Annotated in this window: 10 protein-coding genes and 1 pseudogene; 5 read left to right on the top strand and 6 right to left on the bottom strand. The window is 74.2% G+C overall.

The features are described from left to right. Positions 1-435: 435 nt before the first annotated feature. On the bottom strand, positions 436-1,266 hold the full coding sequence (locus WBN91_RS16245; RefSeq protein ID WP_337724542.1) for a GGDEF domain-containing protein: 831 nt from the start codon (positions 1,264-1,266) through the stop codon (positions 436-438). A 146-nt stretch (positions 1,267-1,412) separates the two neighbouring features. Here WBN91_RS16245 and WBN91_RS16240 point away from each other — a divergent pair, with 146 nt between their 5' ends. The 3 genes from WBN91_RS16240 to WBN91_RS16230 all read left to right on the top strand — a co-directional run bounded on the left by WBN91_RS16240 (position 1,413) and on the right by WBN91_RS16230 (position 4,858). Further along, positions 1,413-3,671, top strand: coding sequence for a sigma-70 family RNA polymerase sigma factor (locus WBN91_RS16240; RefSeq protein WP_337724541.1), 2,259 nt, complete (start codon positions 1,413-1,415; stop codon positions 3,669-3,671). Between the two features lie 36 nt (positions 3,672-3,707). Then, on the top strand, positions 3,708-4,226 hold the full coding sequence (locus WBN91_RS16235) for a GtrA family protein (protein ID WP_337724547.1): 519 nt from the start codon (positions 3,708-3,710) through the stop codon (positions 4,224-4,226). Between the two features lie 83 nt (positions 4,227-4,309). Continuing rightward, positions 4,310-4,858: a GtrA family protein gene (locus WBN91_RS16230; protein ID WP_337724540.1), complete on the top strand. Its 549-nt coding sequence runs from the start codon at positions 4,310-4,312 to the stop codon at positions 4,856-4,858. A 4-nt stretch (positions 4,859-4,862) separates the two neighbouring features. Here WBN91_RS16230 and hisN read toward each other — a convergent pair whose 3' ends face one another. After that, a complete protein-coding gene (gene hisN / locus WBN91_RS16225; RefSeq protein ID WP_443217736.1) occupies positions 4,863-5,627 on the bottom strand; it encodes a histidinol-phosphatase in 765 nt (254 codons plus the stop codon). Positions 5,628-5,757: 130 nt separating this feature from the next. On the opposite strand from hisN, the gene WBN91_RS16220 reads away from it, so the two are divergent. Beyond that, positions 5,758-6,423 (top strand): response regulator transcription factor, encoded by a 666-nt coding sequence (locus WBN91_RS16220; RefSeq protein ID WP_337724545.1) that lies wholly within the window; start codon positions 5,758-5,760, stop codon positions 6,421-6,423. Further along, positions 6,423-7,697: an ATP-binding protein gene (locus tag WBN91_RS16215; protein ID WP_337724539.1), complete on the top strand. Its 1,275-nt coding sequence runs from the start codon at positions 6,423-6,425 to the stop codon at positions 7,695-7,697. Before WBN91_RS16220 ends, WBN91_RS16215 begins: the two co-directional genes overlap by 1 nt. A 211-nt stretch (positions 7,698-7,908) precedes the next feature. Here WBN91_RS16215 and WBN91_RS16210 read toward each other — a convergent pair. The 4 genes and pseudogenes from WBN91_RS16210 to WBN91_RS16195 form a co-directional block, all read right to left on the bottom strand. Beyond that, positions 7,909-8,157 (bottom strand): annotated as a pseudogene (locus WBN91_RS16210) (hypothetical protein); the annotation flags it as partial. Beyond that, positions 8,154-10,913 carry a TNT domain-containing protein gene (locus WBN91_RS16205; RefSeq protein WP_337724538.1) on the bottom strand — a complete coding sequence of 920 codons (2,760 nt, stop codon included), beginning with the start codon at positions 10,911-10,913 and terminating at the stop codon, positions 8,154-8,156. The pseudogene WBN91_RS16210 and the gene WBN91_RS16205, both read right to left, overlap by 4 nt. A gap of 11 nt (positions 10,914-10,924) precedes the next feature. Continuing rightward, positions 10,925-11,233: a WXG100 family type VII secretion target gene (locus tag WBN91_RS16200; RefSeq protein ID WP_337724537.1), complete on the bottom strand. Its 309-nt coding sequence runs from the start codon at positions 11,231-11,233 to the stop codon at positions 10,925-10,927. Beyond that, entirely contained in the window at positions 11,230-11,685 is a 456-nt protein-coding gene (locus WBN91_RS16195; RefSeq protein ID WP_337724536.1) for a YbaB/EbfC family nucleoid-associated protein, read from the bottom strand. The genes WBN91_RS16200 and WBN91_RS16195 overlap by 4 nt, the downstream gene beginning before the upstream one ends. Between the last annotated feature and the right edge of the window lie 17 nt (positions 11,686-11,702).

Genomic DNA, 11,702 nt, shown 5'->3' with positions numbered 1-11,702 from the left:
CGCCGCGCGGCAGGCCCCCGGGGGGAAGGGCGTCGATTTCTTTCCCCGTCCGGCCTGCCGGAGGCAACCACACTTGGTCCGTTTTCGCAACCGGAAAAGCTGGTTGCAAAAACGGACCAAGCGCGGTTGGGCTTCGCCCAGGCCGGACGGGGAAAGAAACCGAGGCCCTTCCCGTGGTCGCTGCCGCTCGGCGGAACGCAAGAGCTCCCCGCCCTTCGGGCGTAACGCCTTCGGCGGAAAAGCGCGCCTTCGGCGGGAAGTACGCGGCGGTCGAGCGGCGGCGTCGAGGTGGACGTCGGGATCGCCGTGAAAAGCGCCAGGCCCGTGCCGCCGGGGGGGCGAGCGGCACGGGCCTGGCATGGGGGGAGGGGAGAGAGGGGCGCTGGACAGGGGTCCGGCAGCGCCCGGGTCTGGTCGAGCTCGGTGAAGCCGCGGTCAGCGGCCCAAGGTCATGAGCAGGTCGGAGGCGGCCTCGTAGGTCGGGGGTAGGGGTTCCAGCCAGACCTTTGCCGGGCCGGTCGGTGCCACGTGCGGGTCCACCGACAGGCGGTCCGCCGTCAGGATGCGCAAGTTGAGCAGGGCCCGGTGCAGGCGTTCGTCGCGCTTGAGCAGCACGGCCGCCACCGAAGGGCCGATGGAGGCGATCGTCTCCCCCGAGTCGAACACCTCGCGCAGTGCGTCGGCCAGCAGGGTCATCGCCACCACCCGCGACCAGCCCGACGTCCGGCTCAGGTCCAGGCGGACCAGGGCCAGCACGTAGTCGTCGCGGCCGGACGCTCGGTTCTCCGCGTAGACCTCGCGCAGGCGGGTGCGCAGGTACGCGCCGGTCGCCAGGCCGGTCAGGGGGTTGTCCGCCGCGCAGTTCGCCGCCTGCCTCGACATCACGTCGCCCCAGCCCAGTGCCGTGGCGCGCAGCATCCGGGCCGGGATGGCGTCCACGTTCGGCGACACGATGCCGGTGGAGCCCGGTGGCTCGGACAGGACCGCGTGCAGCGCGGCCAGGTCCAGCAAGGTCTCCGCCAGGCCGGCTCCCGCCTCCGCTCGCGCGCTGCCCAAGCGGTACAGCGCGGCGCTGGGGTCGGTCGAACTCGACAGGACCTCGCACACCTCGTCCACCGCGGCCAGCGGCCAGTCGGCCGGGTAGGCCCAGCCCGCTGCCGTCGTCGCCGTGCGCCACCTGGATCTCAGGGCACGCGCCTGTTCGCCGGAACGCCGCGCGTCGGAACGCCGATCCGCGCCGCCCTTGGCTGCTTCCCGCACACCCACCCGGATGCCTCCTCGACCTGGGGATTCGAATACGGGACGTCGCCGCCCCTCATCCATGACGGCAGTCCGGGTCCCCAGTTGGGGGGTTCGACGTGACTGTCCTCGATGCGGTAGGTCACACTGGGCGCGCGAGGAGGGAAACACACGTGGCGACCGTTCCTGCTGAAGTCCAGGGACCGAGCGACGCGGAGCTGATCGACTCCGTGCGCGGCGGGGCGATCGACGCCTACGGGCAGCTCTACGAGCGCCACGTGAGCGCGGCCTACAACCTGGCCCGCCAGCTCACCCGCTCGTCCGCCGAGGCCGACGACCTGGTCTCCGACGCCTTCGCCAAAGTGCTCGACACGCTGCGCGCCGGTCGCGGGCCGGACTCGGCGTTCCGCGCCTACCTGCTCACCGCGCTGCGGCACACCGCCTACGACAAGACCCGGCGGGACAAGAAGGTCGACCTGGCCGAGGACGTGTCCGAGGTCGCGCCCGAGCAGACCGCCGTGCCCTTCCGGGACACCGCCGTCGCCGGGTTGGAGCGCTCGCTGGCCGCCAAGGCGTTCGCCCGGCTGCCCGAGCGGTGGCAGACCGTGTTGTGGCACACCGAGATCGAGGGCCAGTCGCCCGCCGACGTCGCGCCCCTCCTGGGGCTGACCGCGAACGGCGTGTCCGCGCTGGCCTACCGCGCCCGCGAGGGCCTGCGCCAGGCCTACCTCCAGGTGCACCTCGCGGAGACGAGCGCCGAGCGCTGCCGCGCCACCGTCGACCGGCTCGGCGCGTGGACCCGCGGCGGACTGTCCAAGCGGGAGACCACCCAGGTCGAGGCGCACCTGGACGAGTGCGCGGACTGCCGTTCGCTGGCCGCCGAGCTGGCCGACGTCAACGGGGCGCTGCGCGCGTTCGTGGCGCCACTGGTGCTGGGCGTCGGCGCGGCGGGCTACCTGGCGGCGACGGCGACCACCGCCAAGGCCGCGACCGTGGTCGCGGTGGGCGCGGGTGCCGGCGGGGCCGCGACGGCGGCGTCGGCCGCGCCCCGGCAGATGCTCGGCACGGCCGCGTCGGTCGCGGCGCTCGCGGTCGCCGTGGTGATCGGCCTGTCCTCGGGCGGCGAGCAGCAGGTGCCGGCCGCTCAGGTCGTGCCGCCGCCCGCCTCCAGCCAGCCGACCCAGTCGCCACCGCCGCCGGCGCAGTTGCCGCCACCGCCGTCCTCGGAACAGCCCTCCCCCGAGCCGACGCCGGCGCCGACGACCGAGCAGCCCACCCCGGAGCCCGCGCCCCCGTCACCGCAGCCGCAGCCGGAACCCCAGCCCGAGCCGGAACCCGAGCCGCAGCCCCAGCCGACGCCGCCGACGCTCGTGCCGACCGTGCCCAGCGGGTTCACCCTGCGGCCCGACGAGCCGCCGGTCGCGCTGCCGATCACCGTCCGCAACACCGGCGAGACCACGTCCGACCCGGCCACCGCCGCGCTCCTGCTGCCGCCGGGCGTGCAGGCGGTCGGCCCCGGCAACTCCTTCGCCGGGCAGCGGCTGGTCCAGCTCGACGGCGCACCCGACCAGACCGTGGGCTGCCCCGCGGGCCGCGGTGAGATCACCTGCGCCACGGAACGCGGCATCGCGCCCGGCGGCTCGGCGACGTTCGTGTTCCGGCTCAAGGTCGACCACGACTACGAGGGCGGCTCGGCCGTCATCACCGGCACGATCAGCGCGGGCACGGCGATGTCCGTGGACGTCCGGGTCGACGTGGCCGTCCAGCCCGCCGACGACGACCTCGACCTGGCCGTGCACAAGTGGCACCACGGGTACTGGGACCCGCGCATCGACATCCGCGCCACCAACACCGGCGGCAGCGCGCGCACGCTGCGGCTGGTCGTCGAGTCGGACGAGAACGTCCACGTGGTGGCCATGCGCCCGGACTGCGAGCAGAGCGACCACCGGGTCACCTGCGAGCACCCGCTCAAGCGGGGCGAGTCGTTCCGCCTGTCGGTGTGGGCGTTCGGGCTGCCGTACCGGGGCGGGAACGTCACCGTCACCGGCACCCTGGGCACCGCGTCGGAGACCGTCGTGGTGCCGATCGGGCTGAACCCCGGCGAGGGCGAGGGCTACGTGCCCGAGCCGCCGGTGATCGTCCCGGAACCGCCGGTCGTCGCGCCGAAGCCCACCGTGCCGCCGCGCACCACCGACCCCACGACGCCGAGCCCGGAGCCGACGACCCCGTCGCTGCCCCTGCTGCCCCTCCCGACGGCGCCCACGACGACGGAACCGCCGACGACCACGCAACCGCCGGGCACCACGGACCCGACGACCCCGCCGCCGACCCGCAAGGAGCCGCCGGGCCGCACCGACCCGCCGTGCCAGCCGTGGGTGCCCCCGGGGCTGCTGCGCGACCTGCTACCGGATCTCTGCCGGACCCCTTCGTGATCGGTTCGGGACGGCCGTGGGTAGGCTGCCCCGGTGCTGCCACTCGTGCGCAGGGCCTTCAGCCGTCTTCCGGAACCGGTCCGCTTCCTGATCAACAAGCACCGTGAGCTGATCAGATTCGCCGTCGTCGGCGGCACGACCTTCCTCATCGACAACGGCATCTGGTACGCCCTGAAGCTGACCGTCCTCCAGGACAAGGTGGTCACGGCCAAGGCGATCGCCGTGCTGGTGGCGGTGATCTCCTCCTACGTGCTCAGCCGCGAGTGGTCCTTCCACACCCGGGGCGGCCGGGAGCGCCACCACGAGGCCGCCCTGTTCTTCATCGTCAGCGGCCTGGGCATCGCGGTGAACCTCGCGCCGCTGTACGTGTCACGGCACGTGTTCGACCTGCACAGCGAGATCGCCGACTTCGCCAGCGGCTCGGTGATCGGCATGCTGGCGGCGACGGCGTTCAAGTTCTGGGCCATGCGCAAGGTCGTGTTCCCGGAAGCCGGCGCGCGGCCCGACGTGCGGCCCCTGCGCGTGGTCCCCGACGACGAGCGCGAAGTGGCCTGACCCACCCGCTCCCCGTGGCTTCGGCCACACCCCACGCAGCGGCGTGAACAGCGCTTTCACCCGATCTCCGTACACTGCCTGGAGTGTCCGTAGTCGAGAGCGTCGTCCGCCGCCTGCCCGAGCCGCTGCGCAAGATCGCGCTGCGGCACCGTGAGCTGCTGAAGTTCGCCCTGGTCGGCGGCACGTGCTTCATCATCGACACGGCGATCTTCCTGACCCTGAAGACCACCGTGCTCACCGAGAAGCCGGTGACCGCGAAGATCGTCGCCACCCTCGTCGCCACGATCGTGTCGTACGTGCTCAACCGCGAGTGGTCGTTCCGGACCAGGGGCGGACGCGAACGCCACCACGAGGCCGCGCTGTTCTTCCTGGTCAACGGGCTGGCGATCGGCATCAACTCGGTGCCGCTGTGGGTGTCCCGCTACCTGCTGCACCTCCAGGAACCGCACGTCAGCAGGCTCGTGGAGGAGATCGCCGACTTCGCCAGCGCCCAGATCCTGGGCACGGTGATCGCGATGGCGTTCCGCTGGTACAGCTACAAGAAGTGGGTGTTCCCGGAGGCCGACTACCGTCCCCGGGCGAAGCGCTCCTACGACTCGCCCGACGACGAAGAGGCCCTGGGCCACTCCTGACGGCTCACCCGCGGAGCAGTTCCAACGCGGCGTCGTGCAGGTGCCCGTTGGTGGACAGCACGTTGCCGCCGTCGAACCGGTCCACGCCCGAGAGGTCGCTGAACCGCCCGCCCGCCTCGCGCACCAGCACCTGGAACGGAGCCACGTCCCACGGGTTCACGATCGCCTCGGCGGCGATGTCGATGGCCCCCTCAGCGACCAGGCAGTGCTGCCAGAAGTCGCCGAACGCCCGGTTCTCCCAGCAGGCGTCCACCAGCCGCAGGTACGCCTCCCGCGAGTGGTGCTCGACCCAGGAGCCGAGGTGCGTGGTGGACAGGTAGGCGTCGGACAGGTCGCGGACCTGCGAGACGCCGATCTCCCGCTCGCCGGTGGCGTCCCTCGTGTGCGCCCCGAGCCCTTCGGCGGCCCACCACCGGCGGCCCAACGCGGGCGCGCTGACCACGCCGACCCGGGGCGTCCCGTCGACGACCAGGGCGATGAGCGTCGCCCACACGGGGACCCCGCGCAGGAAGTTCTTGGTGCCGTCGATCGGGTCGACCACCCAGGTGCGCCCGCTGCCGACCTCGCCACCGCGCTCCTCGCCCGCCACGTCGTCGCCGGTCCCGGCGAGCAGGGCGCGGATGGCGTCCTCGACGGCCACGTCGGCGTCGGTCACGGGCGTCCGGTCGGGCTTGCGCTCGACCACGAGGTCACGGGCGCGGAACCGGGCGGTGGTGATCGCGTCGGCCGCGTCGGCCAGGCGCAGGGCGAGCGCGAGATCGGTGGACACGCGGCCGATCGTGCCACGCCCGGCTCTCGGACCTGATCGCAACCCCGACAGCCCCGCCGGCCGCCGCGGACCCGAGGCCGGCGCGTGGGTGGGGGCGGTACCGGTCGGGCCTACGCTGGGTGGCGTGAGCGTGGTCTTGTTGGCTGAGGACGATCCGGCGATCGCGGAGCCCTTGTCCCGGGCGTTGCAGCGCGAGGGGTACCAGGTGCAGGTCGTCGGGGACGGGCCCGGCGCGTTGGAGGCCACCTCGCACGGCGGTGTCGACCTGCTGGTGCTCGACCTCGGGTTGCCCGGCATGGACGGCCTGGAGGTGTGCCGCCGGCTGCGGGCCGGTGGGCGCGGGGTGCCCGTCCTCATGCTCACCGCCCGGTCCGACGAGGTGGACTTCGTGGTCGGGCTGGACGCCGGCGCGGACGACTACGTCGCCAAGCCCTTCCGGCTCGCCGAGCTGATGGCCCGCATCCGGGCCCTCCTCCGCCGTCGCGCGCCCGGGACCCTGGAGGTCAACGGGGTGCGCATGGACCTCGCCGCCCGCCGGGTCACCGTGGACGGGCAGGAGGTCCAGTTGGCCAACAAGGAGTTCGAGCTGCTGCGCGTGCTCATCCAGCGGGCCGGACAGGTCGTGCACCGGGACGAGATCCTCTCCGAGGTCTGGAACGACCCCGAGCTCAAGAGCAGCAAGACGCTCGACATGCACATGTCGTGGCTGCGCCGGAAGCTCGGGGACGTGCGGTCCGTCGAACGCCGCATCGCCACCGTGCGCGGTGTCGGTTTCCGGTTCAACACCGCGGACTGATGCGCCGCCGCATCCTGCGAGCCATCCTGCTCGCCGTCGCCGTCACCGGGTTCGCGCTCGGCATCCCCCTCGGGTACACCGCCCTGCGGCTGGTGGAGGACGGGGCGCGCGGCGACCTGTCGGTGCGGGCGCAGCGGATCGCCGCGCTCATCGACGACCAGATCGCGACCGGCCAACCGATCGACCTCGCGCCGGTCGAGGTGGGTGTGCCGGAAGGCGGGCACCTCGTGGTGACGTCGGCCGGTGGGCGCCAAGAGCTCGGGAAGGCGCCCGGCCGCGACCCGCTGTCGGTCGAGGTGCCGATCGCGCAGCAGGGGACCGTGCGGCTGGAGGTGCCGTCGGGGCCGATGCACACGTCCCAGTACCAGGTGGCGGGGCTGGTCGTGCTGCTGGTGGTGTTGTCCGTGGGCACGGGGACCGTGGTCGCGACGGTGACCGCGCGCAAGCTGGCCGCCCCGTTGCGGCACGTGGCGGTGCGCGCGGCCCGGCTGGGCGCGGGCGACTTCCGGCGGGACGACCGGCGGCACGGCGTCGAAGAGCTGGACCTGGTGGCCGAGGCGCTGGACCGGTCCGCCGGCGCGTTGGCGCTGCTGGTGCAGCGGGAGCGCGAGCTGGTCGGTGACGTCTCGCACCAGCTGCGCAGCAGGCTGACGGCGTTGCAGCTGCGTTTGGAGGCCTTGGCGGATCACCCGGACGCCGACACGGCGGCGGAGGCGCGGGCCGCGTTGGAGCAGGCGGAGCGGTTGGCGGAGGTGCTCAACGAACTGCTGGCGGCGGCACGCGCGGCACGGGCCGTGGGCGCGGAGCCACTGGACCTGCGGACCGAGCTGACCGCGATCGCCGAGGAGTGGCGGGAACCGTTGCGGGGCGGAGGTCGTGCGCTGCGGGTTCGGGTGCCGGAGGGGTTGCTGGCCCGGGCGACGCCGGCGCGGTTGCGCGAGGCCATCGGGGTGCTGCTGGACAACGCCCTGCGGCACGGCGAGGGCCAGGTCGTGGTGTCGGCACGCCGGGACGAGGGGACCGTGGTCGTCGAGGTCGCCGACAGCGGGGCCGGCGTGCCCGACGAACTGGCCGGGCACATCTTCGAACGCGGCGTGTCCGGCGGCGGGTCGACCGGCGTGGGCCTGGCGCTGGCGCGGGCGCTGGTCGACGCGGACGGCGGCCGGCTCGAACTGTCCACCGCCCGACCCGCGACCTTCGCCGTCTACCTGCCGGTGCCCAAGGCCGACGACGTGGTCGGCGTGACCTGGCGCTCCGACCTCAGCCCTCGGTAGCCGGAGCTTCGGCGGGCTCGGCCGGCTTGGCAGCAGTCGGCGCGGCGGTCGCGGTGCCAGCGGTCGGCGCGCTGGCGGCCGGTGCGGCGGTCGCAGTCGCGGCGGCGGTCGCGGTGCCTGCCGCGGTTGCGGAGGCGGTCGCGGTGCCGGAGGCGGTCGCGGCTGAGACCGGTTGCGTTGTGTCGGCGGGTGGTTCGGGTTCGTCTTGTTGCGGCAGCAGGCCGACCGCGCCCCGGACCACCTGCGCCCACACGAGCCGGCCGAACAGGTAGTGGCACGCCACGTCCTCGCTGCTGAACCGGGCCCAGTCGTAGCGGTTGCCCTGCTCGCGCCAGAACACCTCGAAGCCCTCGTCGTCGCGGACCAGGCACCACGTGTTGTCCGCCTCGGCCCCGATCGACACGACCTCCGCGGGCACGCCCACGGCCAGCAGCCAGCCCTGGATGGACTCGGCGTTCATCGAACCTCCTCCAGGTACCCGAAGGCGACCAGCTCGGCCACCGCGTAGGTCGTCCGGTACCGCACCCCGCCGCCGGGCTGCCCGAACCACTCGGCGGACAGCGTGAACCACACCGGCAGCTCGCGCAGCACCCGGTAGCGGTGGTAGCCCGCGTCCAACGCGGCCGGCGGCAACGAACGCTCGCGGAACGGCGTGCCCCACTCGGACAGCACCCGCCCCTCGGGCGTGCCGAACCGGTCCAGCTCGACCCCCACCGCGAGCACGCCGGGCTGCCCGGCCTCGTACCCGCCCTCGGGGAACAGCTCACCCGGCGGCCACGCGTACTCCGGCGGGTCCGCGCGGACCAGGAACCGGCGGTCCCAGTCGCGTTCGTGCATGCCGGCCAGGGCGTCGTAGTCGTGCAGCAGCTCGGCGTCCGGCTCGTCGCCCGGACCGTGGACGAACCGCGGCAGCGGACGCGCGGACGCGTCGACCAGGTCGCCGTCGGGGTGCCCCTGCGGCTCGAACCGGAGACCCGAGGCGAACTCCTGCTCCTCGGACGGCGTCGGCAGCTGGCGGGCGGGGGTGCGCCGGGCGGGCGGCAGGGTGCCGCCGGGGAACATGTGCAGCAGGAACAGCGCGACGGACTCGTCGCTGGGCTGCGCGGTCTGGGCGGCCTTCTGCGGTGCGCCGGGCAGTTCCAGCGACACCGCCGGACCCGTCCCGAGCACGCCGGACATCGACCCGTACGCCGACCCGCCCGCCGGGTAGCCCTGGCCGGTGTAGCCGTGGGCCGGGGTGCCGGGAGCGGCCTGGCCCGGGGTCCAGCCCGGCAGGAACGCCTGCGCCTGACCGCCGCGGACCAGGATGTCGCGGGCCAGCGGCAGGACGGCGAGCCCGTAGGCGGCCTGTTCCGCGGCCTTGGCGGCGTCCTTGGCCGGGTCCTTGGTCGCGCCGGCGGCATCCTTCGCCTGACCGCCCTGACCACCCTGGTTCTGGCTGTTCTGGCTGTTCTGGGCGCTCTGGTTCTGCGAGCTCTGGGTGTTCTGGCTGCCGCTCTGGCCCTGGTTCGCGCTCGAACCCGCCTGGCTCGACCCGCCCTGGCCCACACCACCCTGACCGGACCCGCCCGCGCCGGCACCGACCTGTCCGGCCCCACTCTGGCCGGCACCGACCTGCCCGGCACCAACCTGAGCCGCACCAGCGGGTGCGCTCGCGGTCGGCTGCCCGGCGCGAGCCGCCTGCTGCCCTGCCTGGGACTGCGCCTGGTTCGCGGCCTGACTCGCAGCCTGGCCGGCGGCAGCCGGGGACTGGGCAGCCGCAGCCGCACCACTCGCCGCCGCACCGGCAGCTGGAGCGGACACGCCACCGCCGCTCACCCCACCGCCAAGCCCACCGCCGCCGAGCCCACCAGTGCCAAGCCCACCACCGCCGCCGAGGCCACCACCCAGACCGCCACCGGCACCACCGGGACCACCCAAGCCGGGTCCCTGCGGCGCGTTCGGCGTGGCCGGCTGGGCGGCAGGTGCGTGCGGGGCTTCGGTCGGCAGCAGGGGACGGTCGAGGATCGCCGCCGCCGACTGGGTCACGGTGTCCGCCGCACGCCCGACCGTCTCCACCGCCGGCTGGACCGGACCGTTCCCGCCCAGCACCGGCGACGCGATCTGCTCCACCAGACCGGGTGCCTGCTGCGGCCGTCCGGGGCCGTCCGCACGCCCGTGCGGACCCTCGCCACCGTGCGGACCCTCGCCACCGTGCGGACCGCCGTTGCCGGGCAGCACATCGGCCGCCCCCTGCACGGTCCGGCCGACGGTGTCCGCCGCGCCCTGCGCGGTGTCGCCGACGACCTCCACCGCGCCGTTCACCACCTGGCCGGTCGTGTTGAGCACGGGGTTCACCACCCCGGCCACGGGCGCGGCGACCGTCTCCACCAACCCGCCGAGCAGCCCACCACCACCCTGAGCCGGCTGCCCCGCAACAGGCTGCCCCGCAACCGACTGACCGGGAACCGACTGACCCGGAACCTGCTGGCCCGGAACCTGCTGGCCCGGAACCTGCTGACCAGGCCCGCCCTGGGGCTGGCCACCGTCGAGGATGCCGCCCACCAGCCCAACGGGACCGCCCTGGTTCCCACCACCGAGCAGCCCACCACCGAGCAGCCCACCCGAGGAAGAACCACCGCGCCCATCGGAAGCACCAGGACCAGCCGGGGCCGCATCGGGAGAAGGCCCGTGCACGCCGGGGTTCACGTCCAGCAGCGGTCGACCGCCGACCTGGACGCCGCTGTCCAGCCGGACCGCCTGGGTCAGCGTGTCCGTCAGGTGCGCCACGTTGGCCGCCGCGCCGCGCACCGCCGTGTCCAGGCCCAGCAACGCGGTCGGGTGGCCGGCCGCCGCGGCCTGGTTGGCGGCGTCGTTGTTCTTGGCCAGGTTGACCAGTTCGCGGACCAGTTCGACCTTGGCCGCGCCGACCTGCTGCGCGGCGTGGTCCAGGCGGTCGGCGGCGGCGTTGCAGCCGCGCACGGCCTGGTTGAGCTTGCCGTCCGGGCCGGTGAACGACGACCAGCGGCGGCGGGCCGCGTCGCCGGTCTCGCCGGACAGGCCGGTCAGCGCCCGGGACGCCGCGCCGTCGGACTCGCCGGCCAGCGCGGAGAGCTTGGTGCCCGCCTCGCGCCACGCGGCGGCGGACGAGCGCAGCGCGTCCTCGTCGGCCTGCGGCCAGGTCACGCCCGCCTTCGCGGCGACCTCGGCCAGCTCGGCCGGCAGCTCGATGCCCATCCCGTGCCCCTTTAGATCGCGCCGAAGGAGGTTGCGGTGCCGTCTTCCGCCGCGCGGTAGGTGCGGGCGGTCTCGGTGAGGCGTTCGCCGATCCCGTCGAACTCGCGGCCGAGGTCGCCGAGGCCGGTGAGGGCGTCGGTGGACGGCTGGACGTGCGAGGAGGCGAAGCTCTGCCCGATGGCGTCGGAGCCCCAGCAGGCGCCGAACGAGTCGAGCACGCCGCCCAGGTCGCCGAAGATCGTCCCGGCCCGCTCGGCGAACGCGCCGAAGTCCGCGGCGCCGGCGGTCAGCTTGGCGAGGTCGGTCTCGAAACCGCTCATCTCGGTCCCCCGGTGGTCTCGACGTTCAGCCAGTCGCGCTGCTCGAAGTCCTCGTCGTCGTCGACCACCGGCCGCCGCTTGGGCGCGGGCGGGACGATCTCCTCCGGCCGCAGGTCGGCCGTGCCGCGCACGAGGGCTTCGGGGTCGGTGCCGGCGGGCAGCACCGGGGCCATCGCCCGGTAGGTCCGCTCGGCGGCCCGGGCCGCGGCCTCCTGGGTGGTCCGCACGATCACCTGGGCGAGCTGAGCGGGCCGCAGCCGGTAGGCGGCGTCGGTCAGCTCCAGGTCGGTGAGCGCGCCCTGGGCGCCGACGGTCGCGGTGACCGTGCCGTCCGGGCTGGTCGCGGACGCGGTCACCTTCGCCAGGTCGCGCTGCACGGACGCGAGCTGGTCCCGGCTGCGCCGGTAGTCGGCCAGCAGCTCGTCAACCTGGGCTCGGTGCTCGGTCGTCACGGCCACCTCCGGTCTGC

This window comes from Saccharothrix sp. CCNWYY140, assembly GCF_037401995.1.
GTDB lineage: Bacteria > Actinomycetota > Actinomycetes > Mycobacteriales > Pseudonocardiaceae > Actinosynnema.
Note: the sequence above shows the minus strand (reverse complement) of the source record. Positions and strands in the feature narration are given on the sequence as shown.

Coding starts and splice junctions, on each gene's coding strand:
- WBN91_RS16200 (WP_337724537.1), bottom strand. CDS start 11,233: ATGAGCGGTTTCGAGACCGACCTCGCCAAGCTGACCGCCGGCGCCGCG.
- WBN91_RS16205 (WP_337724538.1), bottom strand. CDS start 10,913: ATGGGCATCGAGCTGCCGGCCGAGCTGGCCGAGGTCGCCGCGAAGGCG.
- WBN91_RS16215 (WP_337724539.1), top strand. CDS start 6,423: ATGCGCCGCCGCATCCTGCGAGCCATCCTGCTCGCCGTCGCCGTCACC.